Consider the following 24,901-nt stretch of genomic DNA (forward strand, 5'->3'; position numbering starts at 1 on the left):
AGGAGCCCTGAGATGTCACAGATCACGATTCCCCTGCTGCAGCAGAAGAAGCGCAGCGGCGAACCGATCGTTATGGTCACGGCCTACGACTACCCGGGCGCGCGCGCCGCCGAACGGGCCGGCGTCGACATGGTGCTCGTGGGGGACTCGGGTGCGCAGGTCGTGCTCGGCCACTCCTCAACCGTGGCGGTCACCACCGACGAAATGCTGGTGCTCGCGGGCGCTGTGCGGCGCGGCACCACCAGCGCCTTCGTGGTGTGCGACGTGCCCTTCGGCTCCACCGAGCTCAGCGATGAACAGGCCGTCGCGACGTCGGTGCGCTTCGTCAAGGAAGCCGGTGCCGACTCCGTGAAGCTCGAGGGCGGCTCCGAAAGCCGGCTCAGCCGCATCCGTGCGATCGTCGCCGCCGGCATCCCCGTCGTCGGGCACATCGGGCTGACCCCGCAGACCGCGATCGCGCTCGGTGGACTGCGCGCCCAGGGCCGCACGCGCGAGAGCGCCGAGCGGCTCGTACGTGAGGCCCTCGGCGTTGAGGCGGCAGGGGCGTTTTGCCTGGTCATCGAGGCGGTGCCCTCCGAGATCACGCAGCTGCTGCGTGGGGTACTCACGATTCCGATCATCGGCATCGGCGCGGGTGAGGCCGACGGTCAGGTCCTCGTGCTGCACGACCTGCTCGGAGTCACGGAGGGGCACACTGCCAAATTTGTGAAGCAGTATGGCACGATCGGGGACGACACGGTCGCCGCGATCTCGGCCTACACCGCCGAGGTCCGCGACGGGGTCTTCCCCGGCTCCGAGCACCAGTACGCGGCGGGCGAGGACGCGGTCGCGGCCGCGCGCTCGGCGCTCGGAATCTGAGGCGGACCGGGCCGGTTTGCCGCCGGGCCCACCGATCCGGCGCAAAGATGCGCGACTAGTTCCGTCTATGACTCGTTGAGAAGCGGAAGTAGTCGCGCATATTTTGGGCGGCTACAGGGCCGCGACCCGGTCGAGGCCCGCGCGCAGGTCGGTGATGAGGTCGCGCGCCGACTCGAGGCCGACCGAGAGGCGCAGCAGCCCCGGCGTGATGCCGAGCTTCTCATTGACCTCGGGCGCAAACGTCGCGTGCGTGGAGGTCTGCGGATGCAGCACCATCGAGCGGGTGTCTCCGATGCCGGTCATGCGCGAGAACACGCGCAGCCCATCAACGAATGCGCGAGCGCCGTCGACGCCGCCGCGCACGGTGACGCCGAACACCGATCCGGATCGGGCAAAACCGTTGGCATCGGTGCCATAGTCGCGACAGGCCAGCTCGTAGAGCGGGTTCGACGGCAGCCCCGCGAAATCGACCGACTCGACCTCGGGCTGCTGCTCGAGCCACGCGGCGATCGTGATTGACGACTCGACGTGGCGATCCATGCGCAGCGACAGCGTTTCCATGCCCTGGTGCAGCAAGAATCCGTTGAAAGGTGACAGCGTCGGGCCGATATCGTTCACGACGGCTTCGCGAGCGGCGCGAGCGTAGGCCGCGTCGCCGAAGCGCTCGAGCAGTGAGCCGAGGCCGGGGCGCGAGGACTGGGTGATGAGCGGGTACGAACGCCCGGCCAGCTCCGCCGCCGCCCAATCGAAGCTGCCGCCGTCGACGATGGCGCCGCCCACGGCGGCGCCATGGCCGGTGAGGAACTTGGTCGTGGAGTGCACCACGATGTTGGCGCCGTGCTCAAACGGGCGAATCAGTGCGGGGGTGCCGACGGTGTTGTCCACGATCACGGGGAGGTTGTAGCGCGCGGCCACCTCGGCGATGCGGCGCAGGTCGGTGACGTCGTTGCGCGGGTTGGGAATCGTCTCGGTGTAGATCGCCTTTGTGTTGGGACGGATTGCACGCTCCCACTCTGCGTCGTCCGCAGCGTCCCACACGTAGTCGAACTCGATGCCGAAGCGTTTGAAGCTGCGGCCGAAGAGGATGCGGGTGCCGCCGTAGACCGATGCGGTCGAGACGATGTGGTCGCCCTGACCGGCGAGGGTGAACAGCGCCGACGAGATCGCGGCCTGCCCACTCGACACTGCGACAGCGGCGGTGCCGCCCTCGAGTGAGGCGAGGCGTGACTCGGCCACGGAGTTCGTCGGGTTACCCTGGCGCGAATAGATGGGGTCGGTGGAGCGGCCCGCGAAGCGGTCGACCTGGTCATCGAAGTCCTCGAAGACGTAGCCGGCCGACACCGCGATCGAGGGCACTCGAAGCCCCGAGTTCAGGTCGGCATACTCGCCCGCGTGCACCTGACGGGTGTCGAAGTCGAAGCCGCCCCACTCGGAGATGGGCGTGGCTGCGCGAGAACCGGTCATCGCTGGGCTCCTGTCGAGTTCAAGATTGTTGTTATTCAAGCTGGCGGTGGCGGCCGTGGCTGTGGTGAGTGGCACCGACGGCGCCGAGGGGGCGGTCAACGTGCGCTCGGCAGGATCGCGGCGACGCGGCGCACGGCCTCGACAATGGTGTCGGGCGCGCAAGCGAGGTTGAGACGCACGTGACCGGCCCCACCCTCCCCGAACGCAGCGCCATTGTTAAGCGCAACCCGGGCCTCTTCGAGGATGCGACCGTGAGGGTCTTCACCGAGCCCGGCACCGCGAAAGTCCAGCCACGCGAGGTATCCGGCGCGCGGCCGGGTGTAGCGTACGCCCGGCAACTGCTCGGCGACGAGCCCCGCCAGCAGCTCGTCGTTTGCCTGCACCTGCGCCACAACCCGATCGAGCCAGTCGCGTGCCTGCGAGAAGGCGGCAACGCCAGCGTGCAGGCCCAGGATGCTCGCGCGCACGGCGACCTCGGGGGGTAGCTGTTCGAGTACGCGGTTGGCGGCCTCATCGGCGGCGACAATCACCGAGCATTTCGCGCCAGCGAGGTTCCAGCCCTTGCTTGCCGACGTCGTCGTCACTGAGAGTGCACCTGCCGCGGCAGCGAGCGGCGCAAACGGCACGAATGCTTCATCGGCGTGGGTGAGGGGCGCATGGATCTCGTCAGAGACGACAAACACGTCGTACTTGGCGGCCAGCCGGGCGAGCTCGGTGAGCTCAGCGGTCGAGTGCACGATCCCGTGCGGGTTATGCGGGTTGCACAATAGAAACGCGTCGATGCCCTGGGTGCTCGCGAACTCACGCTCAATCGCCGCCAGGTCGAGGCGGGCCTGCGGTGCGCGATCCGGGTCATTAATTGCGAGCGGAATCTCCACGACCTCGAAGGGCACCTCCTCGAGCATCTCGAAGAAACTTGGGTAGACCGGGGTGGTGAGTGCAATGCGGCCACCCGCGGGGCGGCCGACGCGCAGCGCCTCGACGATGCCGGTGGCGACGTCGGTCGCGAGGTGAACACGGTCGTGCGGCACCTCCCAGCCCCAGCGATCGCGGGCGAACCCGGCGAAGGCCTCGGCAAGCGGGCCTGCCGAGTCGAGGTAGCCGGTGTCTGAAGCTTGGACGCGCTCGATCAGCGTCTCACGGATCGCTGGCGCGAGGGCAAAGTCCATCTCGGCGACGAAGAGCGGCAGCACATCGGCGGGAAAGCGGGTCCATTTGATACTCGTGCGCTGGGTGCGCAGCAGAGCCGGATCGAGCTGCGCGAACGGGACACCGCCCGGATCGACATCGGGGGTGACGGTGGAACAATCGCCTGCGCTCATGTCTCCATGGTGGCCCCTGCCGCTCAACCGCGCGACTCGGCAAGTAAGGCAACGTCATGTAACACCTGGATCGCGCGACGTGAAGGTTCGTTCGGGGCGAAATCTGGGATTTCTGGCTGTGTGATTTCAGGCACCTCCCCTATTCTCTGAATATGGTTGATCCATATGCCGACGATGCAGAGCGTGCACACCGCTTGAGTCGCCGGGTCGCCCAATTTATGGAGCGATGGCGCGGCAGGATCCGGCGCAGGCCCTGGCTGAACACGGTCTACAAGGTGCTCGTTACGACGTTTGGCGGCCTCATCGTCGTGATCGGTCTGATCCTCGTGCCGCTGCCGGGGCCCGGTTGGCTGATCGTGTTTATAGGTCTGACGCTGCTGGGCACCGAGTATCACTGGGCGCGCAGACTTCTCGGCTGGCTGCGCCGGGTGCTTGCCCGATTCTGGGAGCGCTGGAACATGTGGCGCGCTGCCCGGCGCGCAAAGCGCGAGGCCCAAGCGGACTAGGCGACCGAGAGAACTAGCCGACACAGAGAAAGGCGGCGGCCCTGCATCAGCGGGCCTTTCTCTGTGAAAAAGTCGCGCGTAAACGTTACCTGATCAGAGGGACGTTGAAGATGAACGGAGGCTTCTGACCGGTGCGGTACGCCTCTGCTGCCTTCGCGGCCGCGATGATGTGGAACACGAACAGCACGATGCCACCGAGAACCGCAATAGCCCAGCCGATGTAGGGAATGATCGCGACGAAACCAACGATCACGCGCAACAGCGAGAAGTTCAGGTTGTCGCGGTGGAACTCGTAAGCCTGGCGGTTGCCCTTGTCCTTCTCGATGAGGAAGAAGATGAGGGCCGGCAGCCAGCTGAAGAATACTGACAACCAGTAGTTCAGCGTGATGTTGCTGACGGGATCAGTGACAGGCTGCTGCGCGTACGGCTGCTGGTAGCCGCCACCGGGGGGCACCTGGCCGCCAGCGGGCTGCTGATACTGCGGAGCCTGCTGGTACTGCGGCTGCTGCGGAGGAACCGGGGGTGCCTGCGGAGCCTGTGCCTGTGGCTGCTGGGGCGGCACGGGAGCCTGTGGAGCTGGAGGCGCGACAGGATCATTCGACGGTTGACCGCCGGGCACCTGAGGGTTCTGGCCCTCTGGGGGAAGCGTAGTCATGTTGATCTCCTTATGAATAGAGCGCTGACTTAGACGTTACCGCAGCAAGTGCATTCCCGAAAGTGAAGAAGGCGCGAATACCTGCGTACGTTAAAACTAATGAGGTGCCAGCGAAAATCCTGGCGAGTAGAATCCGGGTGGCTTAGAACAGGTCGGGGCTGGGAGCCGAGGTCTGTAGCACCTGCACATCAGCGTGGCGATCGAAGCGGTAGCCCGTGCCGCGCACCGTGCGCACGATGTCCTGGTACTGGGCGAGCTTCACGCGCAGGCGACGAATGTGTACGTCAATCGTGCGCTCGCTCGGAATCTCCTCGCCCTGGGCGTCAGCCCACAGGCCGGTGATGAGCTCTTCGCGGCTGATGGTGCGGCCTTCACGCAGCACGAGGTACTGCAGCAGCTCGAACTCGCGGAAGGTGAGGGCGGCAGCCACGTTGTCGAGCAGCACGCGCTTGCGTGACAGATCGAGGATCACGCCGCTCTCGGCGCGGTCCTCGGCCGAAGCGGCCTGCTGCTTCTGGCGAGCATGCGCTGCCGGATCACCGAGCGCGAGGCGTACGACGTCGACGTCGCGGCCACCGGTGCCCTCGGGGGCGAGCGCTACCGCCGCGTAGGTTTCGGCGGCGGGCGCAATCTGTGCCACGAGCTGCTTGATCTTGGAGACGATGGCGCCGAGCTTGGGGTCGGTCTCGTCGAGCTTGGCTTCGGCGAGACCGACGTAGAGCGCGAAACCACGAACCTCGGTGCCCTCGGGCACGTTGCGCTCCGGGGCGGGAGTGGTGGGAAGCTTCGCCGACAGGTCGGGGCGAGCAATGGTCTGGGTGGTGGGCTGAGTGATGGTAGCCATGATGATGTCCTTGGAGCTGCGTTGCGCCATGTTGGCGGGATGCGAAGTGTAGATGTGAGCGAGCGGGTGCTCAGAAGCTCACGAGAGCGCAACCCTCAGGGTGTGCGCAAATGAAACGAAACTGCCTAATTACTGGTGGGTCGTTACATGCACATTCGGCATCGCATGCCACTCATCCCGGCCATCATCATGCCGGTTTCCCCAATAGTCACCTCGAAGGCTGACAGGGTACGAGTGATCTCATGCATGTTGCTCAGTAAATCAAAGTGTTGCGCCGTGTGTCAAGTGTGAGTGACCCCGGGGAATAAGAATGCGCGGGTTTGTCTGCTCAATACGTGATGTAAAGCAGACAAACCCGCGCATATTCACGGGGCGAGGGCGCATAGCCGAGGCGCAACCCTCGGCCCGTAACAAAACGACTTAGTGGTCGACGGTGCCGTAGAGGCGGTCGCCGGCGTCGCCGAGGCCGGGCACGATGTAGGCCTTCTCGTTGAGGCCCTCGTCGAGTGCACCGAGTACGAGCGTGACGTTGCGGTCTCCCGCTGCCTCGCGAATCGCTTCGACGCCCTCGGGGGTACCGAGCACGCAGATCGCGGTCACGTCGTCGGCGCCGCGGTCAAACAAGAACTTGATCGCGCCCGCGAGTGAGCCACCGGTGGCAAGCATCGGGTCGAGCACGAAGCACTGCCGGCCATCCACCGAGTCGGGCAGCCGCTCGGCGTAAGTAGTGGGCTGGAGGGTCTCCTCGTCGCGCGCCATGCCCAGGAACCCCACCTCGGCGGTCGGCACGAGACGCACCATACCGTCGAGCATGCCGAGGCCTGCGCGCAGAATCGGAACGACGAGCGGCCGCGGCTCGCTCAGGTGCACGCCCATGGTCTTGGCGACGGGCGTCTCGACCTCGAAGGGCTCAACTCGAACCTCGCGAGTCGCCTCGTAAGCGAGCAACGTCATGAGTTCGTCGATCAGCAGCTTGAACGTCGGCTGCGGCGTGTTCTTATCGCGCAGCACGGAAAGCTTGTGGGTGATGAGCGGATGATCCGCCACGAAAACTCGCATGCGCCTATTCTATTGCCGTGACCTTGATCCCTCCATCAGCTTTTGAGCTCTCTGCAATGAGCCTCGCCCTCGACGCTGCCCGAGAGGCCGCGACGGCGGGTGAGGTGCCCATCGGAGCGGTCGTGTTGGGACCAGGCGGTGACGTCATTGGGCGGGGCCGTAATACCCGCGAGCAGGTTCCGGATCCCACCGGCCATGCCGAGGTTCTCGCGATTCGGGCGGCCTGCGCCGCGCGGGGCGACAGGATACTCGACGGATGCACGCTCGTCGTGACGCTCGAGCCGTGCGTGATGTGTGCCGGGGTGATGCTCGCGGCGCGCGTACCCACCGTGATCTTCGGTGCGTGGGACGCGAAGGCGGGGGCCGCAGGCAGCGTCTACGACCTGCTGCGCGACGGCCGCCTGCCGCACCCGGTGCCGCAGGTGATTGCAGGCGTACGGCAGGCGGAGTGCGCGACGCTGCTCGAGGAGTTCTTCGCCCGGATGCGGTAGCGGACTGCGTACTGGCCGGCTTGTGCGGGCCTAACTCAGCGCAGCGACCGTCACCGGGGTGTGGGTGAAGCTGACGCGCACCGTCTCTCCGGGGCTGAAAGTGAGCCCCGAATCGTGCTGCGACGCGATCTCCGTACCGTCGGGTAGCACCACCACGGTGCGACGAATCGAGCCCAGGAAGCCGCTCGTCAGCACGACCGCATCGAGCTCGCCGGCGGTGCCCAAGGTAGCCTCGAGAAGCACATGCTCGGGCCGCACGAACGCGGTCACGCTCGGGTGCGAACGCACCGCATCGAGTCCGAGCGCGGGCAGCCGCGATCCGTGCACAATGACGTCATCGCCCGCGATGGTGGCGGCGATCCGGTTCGAAAGTCCCACGAAGTCCGCCACAAACGGTGACACCGGGCGCCGGTACAGCTCCTCGGGAGTGCCGAGCTGCGCGATCCGGCCGCCCTCCATGACCGCGACGCGGTCGGAGATGGCGAGCGCCTCCTCCTGATCGTGGGTGACGAACACGGTCGTGATGCCGAGCTCGGTCTGGATCGCCCGAATCTGGTCGCGCAGCCGCACGCGCACCTTCGCGTCGAGCGCCGAAAGCGGCTCGTCGAGGAGCAGCGCGCGCGGGCGGGTGACGAGTGCGCGTGCCAGCGCGACGCGCTGCTGCTGGCCGCCCGACAGCTCGTGCGGGTAGCGCTCGGCGAGGTGATCGAGGCCGACGATCTCGAGAATTTCGCCGACGCGCTGCGTGCGCTCCGCCTTGGCGATCTTGCGCATCGACAACCCGAACTCGACGTTGCGCGTCACGGTCAGGTGCGGAAACAGCGAGTACTGCTGAAACACCATGCCGATGTCGCGGCGGTTCACGGGCACACCCGTGACGTCCTCGCCGCCGATCAGAATGCGCCCGCCCGAGACGTCCTCGAGGCCGGCGATGCACCTCAGTGCGGTCGTCTTGCCGCATCCCGAGGGGCCGAGCAGGCAGACCAGCTCGCCGGGCTCGAGCGCGAGGTCGACGCCGTGCAGCACCGTCGTGGAGCCATACGCCTTCACAACCTGCTGCAGTTCGACGGTGGATCCCGCGGGGGAGTAGGGCTGGTTACTGGGCACTTGTAAGGTCCTTCAGGGTCAGAGCGTCGGTGTTCGGCACGGGGTCCGCGCGCTTGGCGCGGCGCTTGGCACGCCGTGATCCGGATCCTCCTGCGGATCCGGTCGCACTCACGAGCAGCAGCAAGACAAACACGCCAATGAGTGAGAGCAGCGAGACGATCACCGCGACGAACGGGTCAGATTTAGACATTTGCAGCAGGGCGACCTGCAGTGTCGTGCGGTTGAGCAGCGACGACACCGTGAACTCGCCCAGCACAATCGCGATCGTGAGGAGCGAGGCCGCGAGCAGGCCGCGGCGCACGCCGGGAGCAATCACACGCACGAGCACCGTGCCCCAGCCAGCCCCCAGCGATCGGGCGGCCTCGGCACGCACGCGCGCATCCATACCGTGCAGGTCGGCCACGATCGCCCGATACGCGAAGGGCAGCACGAGCACACCGTAGGCGAACGCGAGCGTCCAGACGCCCGAGCCGATGGTCTGGCCGATCACGCGGTAGATAGGGGCGAACCCGACGACGAGCACGATCGCGGGGATCGCGATGGGCAACACCGTGAGTAGATCGAGGGCCCGCTGCAGCTTGGGGAAGCGCAGGTGCACCCACACGATCGTCGGAAAGAACAGCCCGAGCATGATGACCAGGGTGACCGCGGCGAGAATGCCAGAGTTCGTGAGGCCCTGAAACAGGATGCGATACTTGCGCTCCTGCTCAGGATCGAAGAGGGCGGCCCAGTGTTCGAGGCCGTATCCGCCCGCAGTCTGGCGCAGCGTGAACTCGAGCATTGCGAGTAGTGGAATCAGAAAGACGCCGCCGATGATGCCGATGACGGTGTACGCGATGCGGCGCGAGGGGCGACCGGGAACGCGGGCACTCATGATTGCCACCTTGCTGCGCGCGCCATGAGCCGACCATACACGATCATGGCGATGGTCATCACGATGATCATGCCGAGCGCCAGTACGCCCGCGGTAGATGCGGACGAAGCGCCGGTCTCACCGATGAGGGCGGCGCGAATTTGCAGCGGAACGATCTGCGAGCCCTGACTGATGAGGGCGGCGGCGGTCGCGTACGACGAGAACGCGTTCGCAAAGAGCAGCAGCAGCGACCCGAGAAAAGCGGGGGCGAGCACGGGTAGGCCCACCCTCGTCCAGTAGGCGCGACTCGAGCCGCCGAGGGTGGCGACGGCCTCGGCCCAGCGCGGCTTCAGCGCCGTGACCGCGGGTAAGAAGGTGATCACCATGAGTGGCACCTGGAAGTATAGGTACGGCAGGATCAGGCCGGGCAGCTCATACAGCCACACGCCCTCGGCGAAGATGTCGATTCCGAAGGTGTCGCGCAAAATCACGGTGACGAGGCCCTGGATGCCGATCGTCGCGATGAACGCGAATGCGAGCATAACGCCACCGAACTGGGCGAGCACCGAGCTCGCCGAGTCGACCACGCGGCGCAGCGCTGCGGTCTCGGGAAGCGCCGCGAGCGCCCAGCACAATACGGCGCCAACGGCGGCACCGATGACGGCGGTGAGCGCGCTCACCCAGATGCTCGCGGTAAACGCCGAGATCGTCTCGGGCGCGACGAGCACCTTGAGCTGAGTCAGCGAGAAAGTGCCGTCACTGAAAAAGCCGCTCCCAACCGCGAGCAGCGATGGGACGGCGAGAAAGAGCAGGATGTAGACGGCGAAGGGGGCAAGCCCGAGCGCCGCAGAGAACCGTTTCACAATCACACAGCGTGAGTGGGCACGGGGCGAACCCCGTGCCCACCTGGCACGCTACTTAACAACCGCTGCCCAGCGCTCTGCGAGGAGAGCGTTGGCGGCTTCGGTCTGCTTCTGATCGGGCGTCACCCAGTCGGCGCTGTCCGTGCCGAAGGTGGCCTGCTCGATGAGCTTCTCGTCTGCGGCACCTGCTGCCTTCAGCGCGTCAACGCGCACGGGCACTGCGTTGGCCTCGAGATAGAGGGCCTGCGCCTCATCCGAGAAGATGAACTCCTGCCACAGACGGGCTGCGGCCGGGTTCGGGGCGTCCTTGTTGATTGCCTCGTTGTAGAACGAAACGTATGCGGGGCCATCAAATACCATGGTCTCCCAACTGGGCTTGTCGGCCTTCGCCGCCACGTTGTTGAACGACCAGTCGAAGACCGCGGGGGTCTCGCCCGAGGCGATCGTTGCGGGCGTCGGGTCGAGCGTCAGGAAGTTGCCAGCCTTCTTGAGGTCTGCCACGAAGTCGACGCCGGGGCCGAAGTCGTCCATGCTGCCGCCGTTGAGGGCCGCGAGCCAGCCGACGGCGGCAAAGGCCGCGCCCGCCTGCGTCGGGTCGCCGTTGAGTACGACCGAGCCCTTGTAGTCGGCGCCGGTGAGATCGGTCAGCGCCGTCGGCTTGGGGAGCTTGTCCGAATCGTAGCCGAGCGACATGATGCCCGAGTAGTTGTTCACCCAGAGGCCGGTGGCCTCCTTGTTGGTGTCGGGAATGTCGGCCCAGGTCTCTACCTGGTACGGCGCGAACATGTCGAGGTTCTCGAGGGCGACTGCCGTACCGAGGTCGAAGACGTCGGGGGCGGTGTCCTGGCCCTTAAGGTTGTCGGCAGCCTGGATCTCCTCGGCGCTCGAAGCGTCGGGTGACGCCGAGTTCACCGTGATCTTGTACTTGTCCTCAAACGCGGCGATGATCTTGCCGTAGTTCGCCCACGTGTCGGGCAGCGCGATGACATTGAGCTGACCCTCATCTTGAGCCGCCTTGACGAGGCCGTCGAGGCCCCCGAAGTCCTTGGCGCTCGTGGCGGTGGCGGCGTCAACGCTGGTATCGCCACCCGAACCGCCCGTGTCACCTGAGCCGCCGCTCGAGCAGCTGATGAGCGAGCCTCCCAGCACAAGAGCGGTAGCAACGAGGGCGGTAGAACGGAGAATTGCACGTGACTTCACGGTGAATTCCTTTCTAAAGGGATATGGGACAACCCACGGCGGCACTGCCAACAATGCAACCGGGGCGTTATTTCAGAGCCTAACCACGTAAAGCAACCGGCGCGACACTTGCAAGGAATCAGATGGTAACGACTGGGTTACGCACACCTGAACTCAAGATCACGGGAAGGTCACGGCTCGGTGCTGTCCGTAGCGGCCAGGTGGCACAAAAAATCCCCGGGCGTCGCTCGCGCCCGGGGATCTCAGATAACCAAAGGGTCAGTCGCTCGAGAGCATGACGATCGAACTCGTCGAGGGGGTGTCGGCGTTGGGGTCGAGATAGATATCGGGCTCGAGATAGATGACCTTCGCTGCCGGTACCGCGCGGCGCACGCGCCGCTCGGCGAGGTTCACGATGACCGACACCTCGCTCATCGTGGCGAGCGGGTTGACGTCGATCTTCGCACCCACCATGAACTCGTCGGGGCTGAGGTACAGCGTCTTCATATGGATGACGCGACCGACGTCTTTCGAATCGACCAGAGCGGCCTCGATCTTTGCGACATCCTCATCGCTGGCACCCTCGCCCACGAGCAGGCTCTTGACCTCGATGCCCACCACGAACGCGACCACGATCAGCAGCACGCCGATCACGACGGTCGCGATGCCGTCGAACAGGCCGTTGCCGGTGAGCACGGTGAGCCCCACCCCGAAGAATGCGATCGTCAGGCCGACGAGGGCCGCGAAGTCCTCGAGCAGCACGACGGGGAGCTCGGGTGCCTTCGATTCCTTGATGAAGCGTCCCCACGAACGCCGGCCCTTGAGCGGGCGGCTCTCACGCACCGCGGTGCGCAGCGAGAAACTTTCGAGCACGATCGCGATAACGAGCACAGCGAGCGGCAGCCACCACATCTCGAGCATGTGTGGTTCGCGAATCTTCGCGATGCCCTCATAGATGGAGAACACGCCACCGACCGAGAACAACACGATCGCCACGACAAACGCGTAGACGTAGCGCACGCGGCCGTACCCGAAGGGGTGCGCCGCGTCTGCAGGCTGCTGGGCGCGCTTGTTACCGAGCAACAGCAGTAGCTGGTTGCCCGAATCGGCGAGCGAGTGCACGCCCTCGGCCAGCATCGAAGATGAACCAGAGATCGCCCACGCCGCGAACTTCGCGATCGCGATACCCACGTTCGCGAGAAACGCCGCGATGATTGCCTTACTGCCGCCTGACGCGCTCATGATTCAGATGCTCCCTTGAATACTGCCTCGATGGGGCCAGTCTACGACGCAGCGGCTGTGCACGGCGGCATGCACCATTTCGGCTGCGGGGTGTCGCGGCCACTCCTAAACTGGGGGCGTGACCGAATCAACTGCCTCCGCGCCCTCCGCCGTCTCGCTACCCCGTACCGCCATGATTGGGGTCGGCTCGATGGGTGGCGCGATCCTCTCGGGCCTCATGGCCCCCGGGATCCGGATCGCCCTGCCCATCACCGTGACCACCCAGTCCGCGCTAAGCGCCGCTTCGCGCGCCGTCGAAGAGCGCGTGGTCGCGCTCGCCGCAGAGACCCATCCCGACGCGAACCGGGACGCGGTGCGCGGCGCGGGGCTTGTGATTCTCGGGGTGAAGCCGTGGCTGATTCACGACGTCGTGCGCGAGATCGCCGCGGATCTCGAGCCGGGCACAGTGCTCGTGAGCGTCGCGGCCGGCGTGACGAGTGCGAGCATCGAGGCGCTCCTGCCCGCGGGCATTGCGGTCGTGCGGGCCATGCCCAACACGCCGTCACACATTGGGTTCGGCATGACCGGCATCGCTGGTGGCGCGACCGCCGCACCCGCCGACGTCGAACTCGCACGGGCGCTCTTCGCCACCGTGGGCGAGGTAATCGAGGTGGGCGAAGCGCAAATCAATGACGTTGCTGCGGTATCCGGATCAGGCCCGGCGTACGTCTTCTTGTACGCCGAGCACATGATTGCAGCCGCCGAGCGCCGCGGCTTCACTCCCGAGCAGGCCCGGCTGCTGGTACAGCAGACGCTCGTGGGGTCGGCCGAGCTGCTGGCCCGCAGCGACGACGGCCCAGCGCAGCTGCGTCGCAACGTGACGAGCCCAAAGGGGACGACGGAGCGAGCGATCGAGGTGCTGCAGGGCGACGACTGGGGTGCCCTGTTTGATCGGGCGCTCGCGGCGAATGTGCAGCGCTCAGAGGAGCTTGAGGGCGCGTAGCCGAACGCCCATGCGCGTAGCCAAAAACAAGAAAACCCCCGCGAGCGCGGGGGTTTTCTGTTCAGAGGGACCGACGGGAATCGAACCCGCATTCTTTGCTTGGGAAGCAAATGTCTTACCACTAGACGACGATCCCGAAACCGGGAGTGGCGCTGGCGCCGCCCCAACTATAGCAGTTAGGAGCGGTGCCTCGCGCACCCCCGAGATCGAGGTAAAACTACTGGCAGACGGCAGCCTTGCCCAGCTCGGCAACCTGCTCGTCGACCGTCCACGGCAGCTCGGGGCCGATGCCCTCTTCCGCCGAGATAGCAGCGATCTCGAACGCCAGTGCCTTGATGAATCCGGCGCCAGCCGACGAGTTGTTGACGGTGACAACGACCGAGTAGCCCGAGGCGGGGTCGTGATACGCGGCGGTCAGCGTGCCCGTGATGGCACCGGCTCGGCCATAGAGCGGTCCCATCTTTTCAGTGCCGAAGGTCCACTGGCGGCCCTCGGCGGCGGGCTCCTCAGTGGGCTTGCCCTCTTTGTCGCGCTTGGGGTTCGTCGTGGGGAACGCATCGGTCGTCAGCGCGGAATACTCCTCGCCACCAAACGTGCCCCCGAGGTAGTTCTCGTAGAAGTTCTTCAGATCGGTGACCGTGGTCACGGTGGCACCCGCGCCCCCGAGCATTGACGGCGACACCTCGGGAACAGCGACGGGCTCGACGTCACAGACCGGCTTGCCGCCCGCAGACGGATATGTGAGGCCGGCAAGCGTTGAGCCAGCAATCGTGTTTGAGTCGAGGCTGGGGAAATAGGACGCGCCCATCCCAGCCTTGGTGAACACGTGTTCCTTGAGTAGTTCAGCGGGCTCAACGCCAGTTTCGACCTTGAGCACGCGGGCGAGCAGCAGAATGTTCGTGTCTGACTGGTTCATGTTGAGGCCGGGCCAAGCCAAGGGCGAGTGCGCAAAACCCTCGGCGAGCAGCTCCTGTGCTGGCCAGTACCGCGTGGGGTTGTTCGCAAAGAGGTCCGTGTACGCCTTCTTGAAGTCAGCGATGCCCGAGCGCATGTCGCACAGCTGGCGGTACGTGACGCCCTCGATGTCGGCCTGACGGGTGAGGTCCTTTGAGATCTCGCGGTCGAGGTCGATGCGTCCCGTGGCGGCCAAGTCGAGGAGCAGCGCACACATGACGGGCTGTGTTGCCTGGGCGCCGCGAATCTTGGTGTTGGCACCGATGCCGTCGCCATACCCACGTACATACGACTTGTCGCCTTCGCCCCAAACGCCCACGATCGCCTCGGTCGACCCGCTCTGGGTCATCGCCGACGCAATCGCATCGTCAATGCGGGTCGCTGTGGAGTCAGAAACGGTGGCTACATCAACCGCGTCCTTGGCTCCGGCGTCGCCGGTGCAGCCCGTGAGCAGCAGTGCTGCCGACGCGACAAGGGCGACCGCAGCAAAACGGCCTCGATGTGCAAGGTTTGAAAGCAAACTCGTCCGCCAATCAACGCTTCGAATCCACGCCAGGTGAATAAAGACAAAACAACGGGATTCTACTGGTCAGGGCTGAGAGGAACGGACCGCTCCGCGGGGATTCGGTCGATCCATTGAAGAACGGCCGTGCAAAGCGCCTAGAATATAAGGTGTGACGAACTTTGCTGAAGACGTAATCGCCGGAGTGACCGGCCACATGAATGTCGACCATCAGGAGGACAGTCTCCTGATCGCTCGTGCTTTCGGCTACCCCGAAGCCACGGCAAGCACGATGGTAGGCGTCACTGGAGAAGCCGGTATCTGGCGAGTGACTGACCCCTCGGGTGAGCACGAGCTGTCGGTGGCATGGCCGAGCGCGCCGCTCACTGAGCGTGCCCAGATTCGCCGTGACGTTGTACTCGTGTACCGCGCGGCCTGCAAGACGCTGGGGGTCGTGGCCCGCCAGGAGCACGAATCCGAGCTCAAGAGTGAGCACGGCGCGCACGACGCGCACGATCACGCGGCTCAGGGCGGCCACTCGCACGGCGCGCATGGCGCCCACGGTGAGAAGGGCCACCACGGACACGGTGGCGGTCACGGCGGCGGCAACCCGCACGCGAGCACCGAAGAGTACGCAGAAGGCGAGAAGCCGTTCTCGGTGGTCATGCGCGAGAGCTCCTGGGGCGATCACTCGGACAGCGAGGGGGCGTCGTTCATGGAAGACATCATGCGCGGCAAGGCCACCAAGCAGGACTACATCGACCTGTCAGTTCAGCACTACTTCATGTACGAGGCGCTCGAGTCCGCGACCGCACAGTTCGCCGACAATGCCACGATGGCCTCGTTCCACCGCTCGGAGCTTGAGCGCCTCGACGCGCTCAAGTTGGATCTCGCGCACCTGATCGGTGCAGACTGGGCCGACAAGGTCGCCCCGGTGCCGGCAACCGCAGAGTACGCGGCGCGCATTCGCGAGTGCGCGGCCGAGGGTTGGGTTGCCGGCATCGTCGCGCACCACTACACCCGCTACCTCGGCGATCTGTCGGGTGGCCAGATCATCGCCCGCCGTGTCTCGAAGCAGCACGATCTCGAGCACGCCGGTGTCGCGTTCTACGACTTCACCACGCTCGGCTCGCTCACGGATTTCAAGAACGAGTACCGCGGGGCGCTCGACGCTCTCGGCGCAACGCTCTCCGAGGACGAGCAGAAGCGCATGCTCGATGAGGTGCGTGCGGCGTACGGTTTCAACACGGCAGTGTTCGTCGACCTTGGCAAGGCGAAGGCCGCCGCGGCCATCTAACCCCGCCTGCACTACACGGCCGGACCCGAACCTCCCTCGCGGAGGTTTCGGCCCGGCCGCTGTCGTTTCTGGGGTGCTCGGTTCTAGCTCTTCGTAGACGTCTTTGCCGACGTCTTTGCCGACGTCTTTGCCGAAGCCGACTTGCGCGGCAGCGCCATGTCGGAGGCGCGAGCGGCGCGCTCCTGCATAAACCGCACCACGTTGGGGTCGACAATCACGTCGCGCGGCTGCAGCGGGCGGGCGAGGTACAGGCCGTCGAGCGAGCGCACTCGACTGAGCGCCACATAGGTTTGGCCAGCGCTGAACGCCCGCGGGCCGAGGTCGATGTTGGCCGCTTCGTAGGTGTGGCCCTGGGACTTGTGGACCGTGACGGCCCAGGCGAGCCGCAGCGGAAACTGCTCGAACTCGGCCACGACCTCCTTCTCAAGCTTCTTGGTGACGGCGTCGTAGCGGTAACGAAACCGCTCCCATGTGGTGGGCTCGACTTCGAACTCCTCATCGTCGACCGCGACCCACACGGTGCCTTTGACGCGAGAGACGGTGCCGATCGTGCCGTTCACCCAACGCCCATCGGGGTCGTTGCGCAAAAACATTACCTGGGCGCCCGGTTTGAGCTCGAGCACCTCGTCGGCTGGGTACGTGTTCTCCTTGAACTCGCCCGTCACCTCGGCGACCGCCTTCAATGCAGACCCGCGAATCTCTGCGAGCCGCGCGGCATTGATCCGGTTCACGGTCGCATTGGTGGTCGCGAGCGTGATGACATCGCGAGGCGCGGGCCGCGCCCCCGCGGCATTCAATTCGCCCGCCTGGTCGACGTCGACGACGCCGTGGCGCACTGCACCGAGAATCTGCTTGAACCGGTCGTCACTCTGCCGATGCACCTCGGTGAGCTCAATCGCGCCGAGGTCTGCTTGCTGCCAAACCTTCGCGTCGAAGAACCACAGCGACCGGTAGGTGTCGTGAAAATAGGCACGCTCGTGCGGGTCGCGCGGCGGCACGGGCGGCAGCTGAAACGGATCGCCAAACATGATGATCTGTACGCCACCGAAGGGATCGTGCCGCTTGCCGCGCGCCTGTCGCAGCGACCGGTCGATCGCATCCATGAGATCAGCCGAGACCATCGAGATCTCGTCGATCACGAGCGTGTCGATCGCGGCGAGCATCTTCTTGAGCTCGGCGGGCTGGTCGAGCTCGTGATCAGCGATGATGCCGGTCGGGAGCCGCAGCAGCGAGTGGATGGTTTGCCCGCCTACGTTGAGCGCGGCGACGCCCGTCGGCGCGCACACCGCTATCGTCTTGCTCGTGTTCCACGCGAGGTGGTTGAGAATCGTCGATTTGCCGGTGCCCGCGCGCCCGGTCACGAACACGTGTTCGCGGGTCAGCTCGAGGCGCTCGTAGACGTCGAGCTGTTCAGAAGAGAGGGAGGGGCGGGCCACCAGACCAGGGTACCGCGCGGCGCGGGCTGGGCCCGGCCGCTGGGTGATCCGGATCGCGATTTGTTGGCATTTAGCCCGGGGTGGCAGTTAGGCCTTGGCGGTGCGGGGTGATTTGACGGGCAGCAGCAGGAGCAGGCCGAGGAGCAGTACGAGTGCGACGCCCAGGATGCCGTAGATTGCTGCGCCGCCGAGGCTAACCGCGAGCGCGAATGCGCCGGGGGCCATGAATGAGACCGCGCGGCCCGTGGTGGCGTAGAGGCCGAAGAGCTCGCCCTCGCGCCCGGGTGGGATGAGCCGTGAGAGGAATGAGCGGCTGGCTGACTGCACCGGCCCCACAAAGACGCACAGCACCAGGCCGAAGACCCAGAACACCCAGCTGCCAAGCGGCGCAAGAATGAAGACGAGCATCGCCGCAACCACCATCAGTAGGATCGACCACACCATGATCTGCTTTGCGCCGATGTGATCCTCGACGTAGCCCGCGACGATCGTGGCGAGGCCCGCGACGACGTTGGCGGCGATTGCGAAGATGATCACTGTCGTGGGGTCGAAGCCAAAGCTCAGCGCGGCGATGACGCCACCGAAGGTGAAGACGCCCGCGAGGCCGTCGCGGAACACGGCGCTCGCGACGAGAAACGCGAGCGTCTCGCGTTCGTTGGTCCAGAGCTCGCGGATGAGCTGGAAGAGTGTGCCGTAGGCGGTGAGTACGCCGCGCAGGCCCGGCTTGCGAGCGGGATCGGCACTGATCTCGGGCACCGCGAAGAACACTGGGATTGCGCTTACCGCAAACCACAGCGCCGAGATCACCATGGCAACGCGCACGTTCCAGCCGTCCTCGGGTGTCACCCCGAACCAGCCCTCCGTGGGGAAGATGAAGCCGACGAGCAGAATAGCGAGCAGAACGATGCCGCCCAGGTATCCCATGCCCCAGCCGAACCCAGAGACTCGTCCCACATTCTTGTTCGTTGAAATCTGAGACAGCATGGCGTTATAGCTGACGCTCGCGAACTCAAACGCGACGTTGCCAACGGCGAGCAGCACGAGCCCGAGCATGAGGTACTGCTGTTCGGGAGCGACGAGCACGAGCATGGCCGTGCACGCCACGACGACGACAGTATTGATGCCGAGCCATAGTTTGCGTTTCCCGGCAGCATCCGAGAGCTGGCCTGTGATTGGGGCAAGCAGCGCGACTACGATGCCAGCGATCATGAGGGCGGTGCCGAGCTGGGCCGACACCACTGCTTCTGGGCCAAACGCGGACTGGGTGATATAGACACTGAACACGAAAGTGGTGACGACCGCGTTGAATGCGGCCGACCCCCAGTCCCACAGTGACCAGGCGAAGACGGTGCGCTTCTTGATGTGGGCGGAAGGGGATCCGGCGGGGGCTCCGGGGTCGACGGGGGCCTCGGGGGCGTGCTCGCTCATGGCTGCAAGCGTACCGGCTGGTGGCATTGTGAGCCCGAACCTTAAAGTTGAGTGAAAGGCGCTCAAGTTTGGTTAATCGGACTTGACTCTCGAGGGGTGTCTAGTAAACTTGAGTCCATCAGGCTCAATCTTGAGGTTTCAAGAGTTGGCCCCGTAAGCCAGGCGCGAAGCTCGCGCCACATTGTTCAACACAAAGGAGAAATGTATGTCACGTGCAGTCGGCATTGACCTCGGCACCACGAACTCTGTTGTTGCAGTACTTGAGGGCGGCGAGCCCACCGTCATCGCAAACGCTGAGGGGTTCCGCACGACTCCCTCGATCGTTGCATTCACCAAGGACGGCGAGGTGCTCGTTGGCGAGACCGCCAAGCGCCAGGCCGTCACCAACGTCGATCGCACTCTCGCATCGGTCAAGCGCCACATGGGCACTGACTGGAAGACCGACGAGATCGACGGCAAGCGTTACACCGCACAGGAGATCAGCGCGCGCACGCTCATGAAGCTGAAGCGCGACGCAGAGACCTACCTGGGCGACAAGGTGACCGACGCGGTCATCACCGTCCCCGCATACTTCAATGACGCCGAGCGCCAGGCCACCAAGGAAGCCGGTGAGATCGCAGGCCTCAATGTTCTGCGCATCATCAACGAGCCCACCGCTGCGGCTCTCGCATACGGCCTCGACAAGGGTAAGGAAGACGAGCTCATCCTCGTATTCGACCTCGGTGGCGGCACGTTCGACGTTTCGCTGCTCGAGGTGGGCAAGGACGACGACTTCTCGACCATCCAGGTGCGCGCGACCTCGGGCGACAACCGCCTCGGTGGCGACGACTGGGATCAGCGCGTCGTTGACTGGCTGATCACACAGTTCAAGAACTCGACCGGCGTCGACGTCTCGAAGGACAAGATTGCACTGCAGCGCCTCAAGGAAGCTGCTGAGCAGGCGAAGAAGGAGCTCTCGAACTCGATGAGCGCCCAGATTCAGCTGCCCTACCTCTCGCTCACCGAGAACGGCCCGGCAAACCTCGACGAGACGCTTACCCGCGCCAAGTTCGAGGAGCTCACCAAGGATCTGCTCGAGCGCACTCGCAAGCCGTTCCAGGATGTTATCGCTGAGGCAGGCGTAAAGGTCTCCGAGATCGCACACGTTGTGCTCGTCGGTGGTTCGACCCGTATGCCCGCCGTCACGGAGCTCGTCAAGAGCCTCAGCGGTGGCCGCGAGCCCAACAAGGGTGTCAACCCTGACGAGGTTGTTGCCGTGGGCGCCGCCCTCCAGGCTGGCGTACTGAAGGGTGAGCGTAAGGACGTTCTGCTCATCGACGTGACCCCCCTGAGCCTCGGTATCGAGACCAAGGGCGGCATCATGACGAAGCTCATCGACCGCAACACCGCGATCCCCACTAAGCGCAGCGAGACCTTCACGACCGCTGAGGACAACCAGCCCTCGGTCGCGATCCAGGTGTTCCAGGGCGAGCGCGAGTTCACCCGCGACAACAAGAACCTTGGCACCTTCGAACTGACCGGCATTGCTCCCGCCCCCCGTGGCGTGCCGCAGGTCGAGGTCACGTTCGACATCGATGCTAACGGCATCGTGCAGGTTTCGGCCAAGGACAAGGGCACCGGCACCGAGCAGACGATCACCATTTCGGGTGGTTCAACGCTCTCGAAGGAAGACATCGAGCGCATGGTCCGCGAGGCTGAGGAGCACGCTGCAGACGACAAGCAGCGCCGCGAGGCCGCTGAGCAGCGTAACAACGCTGAGCAGCTCGCCTACTCGGTCGAGAAGCTCATCTCGGAGAACGAGGACAAGCTCCCCGAGGACGTCAAGACCGAGGTACAGGGTGACCTCGACGCGCTGAAGCAGGCGCTCGCGGGCGAAGATGACGCCGCCGTGAAGACGGCCGCCGACAAGCTGGGCGAAAGCCAGAGCAAGCTCGGCGAGGCGATCTACGCCGCTGCCCAGGCCGAGGCCCCCGAGGGTGGCGCTGAAGAGTCGAACGAAGACGACGTTGTTGACGCAGAGGTCGTTGAAGACGACGAGGAGAAGAAGTAAGCATGACGAACAAGGAACAGCACGTGCCCGGCGCCAGCGACGACAACGTCGAGGGCGAGCAGCTCGGCAGTGAGGTTCCTGCTGCAGGGCCGGAGGCGAATGCCTCCGGCCCTGCGCCGCAGGAGGGCGATCTCACTGTAGAAGACATCCTGGGAGCCGAGCAGAACGCCGAAGCTGCCGAGGGTGATCAGTCGGCAGAGGCCGACAACCCGTACCTCGAGGACCTGCGTCGTCTGAGCGCGGAGTACGCGAACTATCGCAAGCGCACCGAGGCAAACGTTGTGATCGACAAGCAGCGTGCCGTGGCCGCCGCGGTCTCGCCGCTGCTGTCGGTGCTCGATGATCTCGACCGCGCTGAGCAGCACGGTGATCTCGTTGAAGGTTCGGCCTTCGCAGCGATCGCGCAGAAGCTGCGCAATTCGCTCGAGAAGCTCGGTCTCGAAAGCCACGGAGTGAAGGGCGAGCCCTTCGACCCGCAGCGCCATGAGGCCATTGCCCAGGTGCCGGTTCCCGGCACCGAGGTGCACACGGTGCTCGACGTAATCGAGCGGGGCTACCGGATCGGCGATGTCGAGCTGCGCCCCGCCAAGGTGGCGGTGGCGGTGGGGGCAGATGGCTAGTCAAGATTGGCTTGAGAAGGACTTTTACCAGATCCTCGGCGTCTCAAAAGGCGTCACCGATGCTGAACTGAAGAAGACCTATCGCAAGCTTGCTCGCAAGTATCACCCCGATTCCAATTCGGGTAATGCTGCGGCAGAGGCGAAGTTCAAAGAGATCAGCGAGGCCTACTCGGTGCTTTCTGACCCCGAACAGCGCGCTGAGTACGACCAGATTCGTGCAATGGGCACCGGCGGCGCGAGGTTCACCTCGGGCGGCGGCGGTGGCCAGGGCTTCGACGACATGTTCGGCGGAATGTTCGGTGGCGGTGGCGGTGGCGGCCGGGGCGGCCAGTACAGCGCCCAAGGCGGCCAGAACTTCGAAGACATCTTCAACATGTTCGGTGGGGGAGCACGTGGCCCCCAGCCCGGCCGTGACGTGCAGGCTTCGACCACGCTCGATTTCGAGACTGCGGTCAACGGCCACACCGTCACGCTGCAGGCACCCACGGGCACCGTGAAGGTGAAGATCCCCGCGGGCGTCTCAGACGGCCAGAAGATCAAGGTGCGCGGCAAGGGCGAGCCCAGCCCCAACGGCGGGCCCGCAGGCGACATCATTCTGACGGTCGCGGTGCGCAAGCACCCCGTCTTTGAGCGTGATGGCCAGAACCTGCGCCTCAAGCTGCCCGTTACCTTCTCGGAGGCGGCACTCGGGGCAACGGTTGAGGTGCCGACCCTCGGCGGCTCGACCGTCAAGCTGAAGATCCAGCCCGGTACCCCGAGCGGCCGCGTGCTGCGCGTGAAGGGCCGCGGTGTCAACAGCGCAAAGGGCATCGGCGACCTGCTCGCCGAGGTCCAGGTGGTCGTCCCGAGCCATCTGTCCGACAAAGCACGCGAGGCGCTTGAGGCGTTTCGTGAGGCCGAGTCCGACGAGAATCCTCGCGAGGACCTGCTCGCCCGCTCACGCGGGTAAGCGACCCGGTGCGGGCGGCGCATGCGCCGCCCGCACCCCCTAATCTTCATCCCAGCCCGGGGCCAATGGCGCCCGGAAATGAAACGCACGAACGGAGAGCCCATGGCCAACGCGCAGCTAGACCGCTACACCCCGGTGTTTGCGATTGCCGCGGCCGCTGAGCTCGCCGAGATGCACCCGCAAACACTGCGGCAGTACGACCGCATCGGGCTCGTATCGCCGGGGCGCACGCGCGGGAACACCCGCCGATACTCGCTGCACGACGTTGCGCAGCTGCGTGAGGTGGCCCGGCTGTCTGCCGAGGGCCTTAGCCTCGAGGGGATCCGGCGCGTGTTTCAGCTCGAAAGCAAGGTACACGACCTTGAAACCCGCGTGCGGGATCTCGAACGCGCGCTCGCCGAGGAGCAGCTACGCCGCCCCGATCGGCGCGTGTTCGCCGCGGGTTCCTCGGGTGGCGAGGTTATTACGCTGCATCGTGGCACGCGTGTGCGTCGCACCGCGGATGTCGTGGTGTGGAAGCCGTGACCGGAGAGTTGCCCACGCTTCCTGACATCGAGGCGTTCTGCGAACGCCTCTCGCGCGAACCCGACTTCGACGCGGCTGAGCTGCGCGCGTACGACGCGACCGATGTGTTGCTGCTCGAGCGGGCCGCCGAGGCGATCCGCGCCATCGGGCCCGGCGAGCTCGCGATCATTGGGGACCGTCACGGCGCGCTGACGCTGGGCGCTGCGGAGCTACACGGTGCGATCCGGATCCGCACGCACCAGGACCCGGTGCTTGCCGAGCGCGCGCTCGCACTGAATGCACATCGCGTGGGGCTCCCAGAGGCATATGTCTCCCGTCCCCTCGATGGGTCACTGCTGAAGGGTGCGCGCGTGGTGCTGGTGCAGTTGCCGCGCAGCCTCGAGGCGCTCACCGAGATTGTGTGGGCGATCGCGGAGCACGCTGACCCCGCCGTGGTTGTGTACGCGGGCGGGCGGGACAAGCACATGAGCCGACGCATGAATGAGCTGTTGGCCGAACACTTTGCCGAGGTGACCGCAGGCCTCGGCTGGCGCAAGTCGCGCGTGCTGACCGCCGCGGCCACGCGCGCCGCTGACGCGCCGGCCGCGGGCGCTCCCGCGCCGTTTCCCCAGTGGGGCGGCGATGCCGCGCTCGAGTTTCAGGTGGCGGCCTTTGGCCAAACCTTTGGCGGGCCCACGCTCGATCACGGCAGCCGGCTGCTGCTGGAGACGCTGCGGAGCGATCCTCCGGGCGAGCGGGCCGAAGGAGCGCCCGCGCGCATTGTCGATCTCGGGTGCGGCAACGGCGTACTCGCGGTGTCTGCGGCCCGGCTGTGGCCTGCGGCCAGAGTGATCGCCACCGACCAGTCTGCCGCTGCTGCGTTGGCCACCGAACTTACGGCGGATGCGGCGGGAGTGAATGACCGCGTCGAGGTCCACCGCGGAGACGCCCTTGAGGCCGTGCCCGACGGCTGGGCTGATCTGATCCTGCTGAACCCGCCGTTCCACACAGGAGCGACAGTGCACGCCGGAGTGGCTCACCGTCTGATCAAGGCGTGTACCCGCGCGCTCGCACCGGGCGGCGAACTGCGCATCGTGTTCAACTCCCACCTGCGCTACCGCCCGCTGGTGACACAGGTGATCGGAGCCACTCGCGAGGTTGCGCGCGACCGCACGTTCACGGTGCTGGCGGGGACGAAGCGACCGTAGGCTCGAGGACCTCTCGGTTAGCTTGCGGCGGAGTCGCCGACGACTTCGGGGTCTTCTTCGTCACCCTTCGAAAGGTGCTGGTCGCGCCCCCGAATCAGGTCGCCGACGGTGAATCGGTGAGACCGGCGTCCGTAGTCATCGGCTGAGATGCCCGTGAGGAACATTCCGGGATCAACCTCAAGGGCCGTGGCGAGCCGCACGAGTGACTCGGCCGTCGGGCTCGAATCGCCTCGCTCGATCTTGCCAATGTTGGTCCAGCTGATTTCCGAGAGCTGACCGAGGTCCTCGAGTGAAATGCCGAGCTGTCGACGCACCGCTCGAATGCGTTTGCCGATTTTTATCGCGGCGACAGACTTGACTTTGGGCATCCCTTAAGACTGGCGAGCACAATGGATTTGAGCCAGAACGTTTGCACCCAGCGCGTGTGCATACAGTATGTTTGCACCTAGTTTCGGGGGGTGAAGCAGAGGTCATTATTACGGTGAACCGTAGATTTGTCGCCAATCCTCGAGCATTCGCCCGGTATTG

The 24,901-nt window shown here is 65.3% G+C and carries 24 protein-coding genes and 1 tRNA gene; 10 read left to right on the top strand and 15 right to left on the bottom strand.

The window, feature by feature from the left end; translation table 11 throughout:
- The first annotated feature begins 12 nt into the window (after positions 1–12).
- Positions 13–858 carry a 3-methyl-2-oxobutanoate hydroxymethyltransferase gene (gene panB, locus C795_RS0106505; RefSeq protein ID WP_017792947.1) on the top strand — a complete coding sequence of 282 codons (846 nt, stop codon included), beginning with the start codon at positions 13–15 and terminating at the stop codon, positions 856–858.
- 111 nt (positions 859–969) lie between these two features.
- On the opposite strand, the gene C795_RS0106510 is transcribed toward panB, so the two are convergent.
- Complete coding sequence (locus C795_RS0106510) at positions 970–2,322, bottom strand: O-acetylhomoserine aminocarboxypropyltransferase/cysteine synthase family protein (RefSeq protein WP_017792948.1); 1,353 nt, start codon at positions 2,320–2,322, stop codon at positions 970–972.
- A 95-nt stretch (positions 2,323–2,417) separates the two neighbouring features.
- On the bottom strand, positions 2,418–3,644 hold the full coding sequence (locus tag C795_RS0106515; protein ID WP_017792949.1) for a MalY/PatB family protein: 1,227 nt from the start codon (positions 3,642–3,644) through the stop codon (positions 2,418–2,420).
- A gap of 152 nt (positions 3,645–3,796) precedes the next feature.
- On the opposite strand from C795_RS0106515, the gene C795_RS15400 reads away from it, so the two are divergent.
- Positions 3,797–4,150 carry a TIGR02611 family protein gene (locus tag C795_RS15400; protein WP_083879148.1) on the top strand — a complete coding sequence of 118 codons (354 nt, stop codon included), beginning with the start codon at positions 3,797–3,799 and terminating at the stop codon, positions 4,148–4,150.
- An 85-nt stretch (positions 4,151–4,235) separates the two neighbouring features.
- On the opposite strand, the gene C795_RS0106525 is transcribed toward C795_RS15400, so the two are convergent.
- From C795_RS0106525 to upp, 3 genes are all read right to left on the bottom strand, one after another.
- Positions 4,236–4,805, bottom strand: coding sequence for a DUF4870 domain-containing protein (locus tag C795_RS0106525; protein ID WP_157486987.1), 570 nt, complete (start codon positions 4,803–4,805; stop codon positions 4,236–4,238).
- 142 nt (positions 4,806–4,947) lie between these two features.
- A complete protein-coding gene (locus C795_RS0106530) occupies positions 4,948–5,649 on the bottom strand; it encodes a winged helix-turn-helix domain-containing protein (protein ID WP_017792952.1) in 702 nt (233 codons plus the stop codon).
- A 420-nt stretch (positions 5,650–6,069) separates the two neighbouring features.
- Complete coding sequence (upp, locus tag C795_RS0106540) at positions 6,070–6,708, bottom strand: uracil phosphoribosyltransferase (protein ID WP_017792954.1); 639 nt, start codon at positions 6,706–6,708, stop codon at positions 6,070–6,072.
- Positions 6,709–6,764: 56 nt separating this feature from the next.
- On the opposite strand from upp, the gene C795_RS0106545 reads away from it, so the two are divergent.
- Complete coding sequence (locus C795_RS0106545) at positions 6,765–7,199, top strand: nucleoside deaminase (protein WP_017792955.1); 435 nt, start codon at positions 6,765–6,767, stop codon at positions 7,197–7,199.
- A gap of 30 nt (positions 7,200–7,229) precedes the next feature.
- On the opposite strand, the gene C795_RS0106550 is transcribed toward C795_RS0106545, so the two are convergent.
- From C795_RS0106550 to C795_RS0106570, 5 genes are all read right to left on the bottom strand, one after another.
- Positions 7,230–8,306, bottom strand: a complete 1,077-nt coding sequence (locus tag C795_RS0106550; RefSeq protein WP_017792956.1) for an ABC transporter ATP-binding protein — start codon at positions 8,304–8,306, stop codon at positions 7,230–7,232.
- On the bottom strand, positions 8,296–9,180 hold the full coding sequence (locus C795_RS0106555; protein WP_017792957.1) for an ABC transporter permease: 885 nt from the start codon (positions 9,178–9,180) through the stop codon (positions 8,296–8,298). The genes C795_RS0106550 and C795_RS0106555 overlap by 11 nt, the downstream gene beginning before the upstream one ends.
- Positions 9,177–10,028, bottom strand: a complete 852-nt coding sequence (locus tag C795_RS0106560; RefSeq protein WP_017792958.1) for an ABC transporter permease — start codon at positions 10,026–10,028, stop codon at positions 9,177–9,179. Before C795_RS0106560 ends, C795_RS0106555 begins: the two co-directional genes overlap by 4 nt.
- A 45-nt stretch (positions 10,029–10,073) precedes the next feature.
- Complete coding sequence (locus tag C795_RS0106565) at positions 10,074–11,222, bottom strand: ABC transporter substrate-binding protein (protein ID WP_017792959.1); 1,149 nt, start codon at positions 11,220–11,222, stop codon at positions 10,074–10,076.
- A gap of 258 nt (positions 11,223–11,480) precedes the next feature.
- Positions 11,481–12,443: a cation diffusion facilitator family transporter gene (locus tag C795_RS0106570; RefSeq protein ID WP_017792960.1), complete on the bottom strand. Its 963-nt coding sequence runs from the start codon at positions 12,441–12,443 to the stop codon at positions 11,481–11,483.
- Between the two features lie 172 nt (positions 12,444–12,615).
- Here C795_RS0106570 and proC point away from each other — a divergent pair, with 172 nt between their 5' ends.
- Positions 12,616–13,425 (top strand): pyrroline-5-carboxylate reductase, encoded by an 810-nt coding sequence (gene proC, locus C795_RS0106575; protein ID WP_026139505.1) that lies wholly within the window; start codon positions 12,616–12,618, stop codon positions 13,423–13,425.
- Positions 13,426–13,490: 65 nt separating this feature from the next.
- Here proC and C795_RS0106580 read toward each other — a convergent pair.
- Together C795_RS0106580 and C795_RS0106585 are read right to left on the bottom strand one after the other, a co-directional pair.
- Positions 13,491–13,561, bottom strand: a tRNA-Gly gene (locus C795_RS0106580).
- 81 nt (positions 13,562–13,642) lie between these two features.
- Positions 13,643–14,899, bottom strand: coding sequence for a serine hydrolase domain-containing protein (locus C795_RS0106585; RefSeq protein WP_017792962.1), 1,257 nt, complete (start codon positions 14,897–14,899; stop codon positions 13,643–13,645).
- 154 nt (positions 14,900–15,053) lie between these two features.
- Here C795_RS0106585 and C795_RS16860 point away from each other — a divergent pair, with 154 nt between their 5' ends.
- Positions 15,054–16,178, top strand: a complete 1,125-nt coding sequence (locus C795_RS16860; RefSeq protein WP_017792963.1) for a biliverdin-producing heme oxygenase — start codon at positions 15,054–15,056, stop codon at positions 16,176–16,178.
- A gap of 83 nt (positions 16,179–16,261) precedes the next feature.
- Here C795_RS16860 and C795_RS0106595 read toward each other — a convergent pair whose 3' ends face one another.
- Both C795_RS0106595 and C795_RS0106600 read right to left on the bottom strand, forming a co-directional pair.
- Positions 16,262–17,614 (bottom strand): ATP-dependent DNA helicase, encoded by a 1,353-nt coding sequence (locus C795_RS0106595; protein ID WP_017792964.1) that lies wholly within the window; start codon positions 17,612–17,614, stop codon positions 16,262–16,264.
- A gap of 87 nt (positions 17,615–17,701) precedes the next feature.
- Positions 17,702–19,042, bottom strand: a complete 1,341-nt coding sequence (locus C795_RS0106600; protein ID WP_033349297.1) for an MFS transporter — start codon at positions 19,040–19,042, stop codon at positions 17,702–17,704.
- Positions 19,043–19,247: 205 nt separating this feature from the next.
- Between C795_RS0106600 and dnaK the strand changes: the two genes are divergently transcribed.
- The 5 genes from dnaK to C795_RS0106625 all read left to right on the top strand — a co-directional run bounded on the left by dnaK (position 19,248) and on the right by C795_RS0106625 (position 24,373).
- Entirely contained in the window at positions 19,248–21,092 is a 1,845-nt protein-coding gene (gene dnaK, locus C795_RS0106605) for a molecular chaperone DnaK (protein WP_017792966.1), read from the top strand.
- Positions 21,093–21,094: 2 nt separating this feature from the next.
- On the top strand, positions 21,095–21,712 hold the full coding sequence (locus tag C795_RS0106610; RefSeq protein WP_017792967.1) for a nucleotide exchange factor GrpE: 618 nt from the start codon (positions 21,095–21,097) through the stop codon (positions 21,710–21,712).
- A complete protein-coding gene (locus C795_RS0106615; protein WP_017792968.1) occupies positions 21,705–22,661 on the top strand; it encodes a DnaJ C-terminal domain-containing protein in 957 nt (318 codons plus the stop codon). The genes C795_RS0106610 and C795_RS0106615 overlap by 8 nt, the downstream gene beginning before the upstream one ends.
- A gap of 102 nt (positions 22,662–22,763) precedes the next feature.
- Positions 22,764–23,186 (top strand): heat shock protein transcriptional repressor HspR, encoded by a 423-nt coding sequence (locus C795_RS0106620; RefSeq protein WP_017792969.1) that lies wholly within the window; start codon positions 22,764–22,766, stop codon positions 23,184–23,186.
- The gene (locus tag C795_RS0106625) at positions 23,183–24,373 is read left to right on the top strand and encodes a class I SAM-dependent methyltransferase (RefSeq protein ID WP_017792970.1); all 1,191 of its coding nucleotides are present in this window, start codon (positions 23,183–23,185) and stop codon (positions 24,371–24,373) included. The genes C795_RS0106620 and C795_RS0106625 overlap by 4 nt, the downstream gene beginning before the upstream one ends.
- Positions 24,374–24,390: 17 nt before the next feature.
- Here the strand turns inward: C795_RS0106625 and C795_RS15405 are convergent, their stop codons facing one another.
- The gene (locus C795_RS15405; RefSeq protein ID WP_017792971.1) at positions 24,391–24,741 is read right to left on the bottom strand and encodes a helix-turn-helix domain-containing protein; all 351 of its coding nucleotides are present in this window, start codon (positions 24,739–24,741) and stop codon (positions 24,391–24,393) included.
- Between the last annotated feature and the right edge of the window lie 160 nt (positions 24,742–24,901).

It is taken from the genome of Leucobacter salsicius M1-8, assembly GCF_000350525.1.
Classification (GTDB): Bacteria; Actinomycetota; Actinomycetes; order Actinomycetales; family Microbacteriaceae; genus Leucobacter; species Leucobacter salsicius.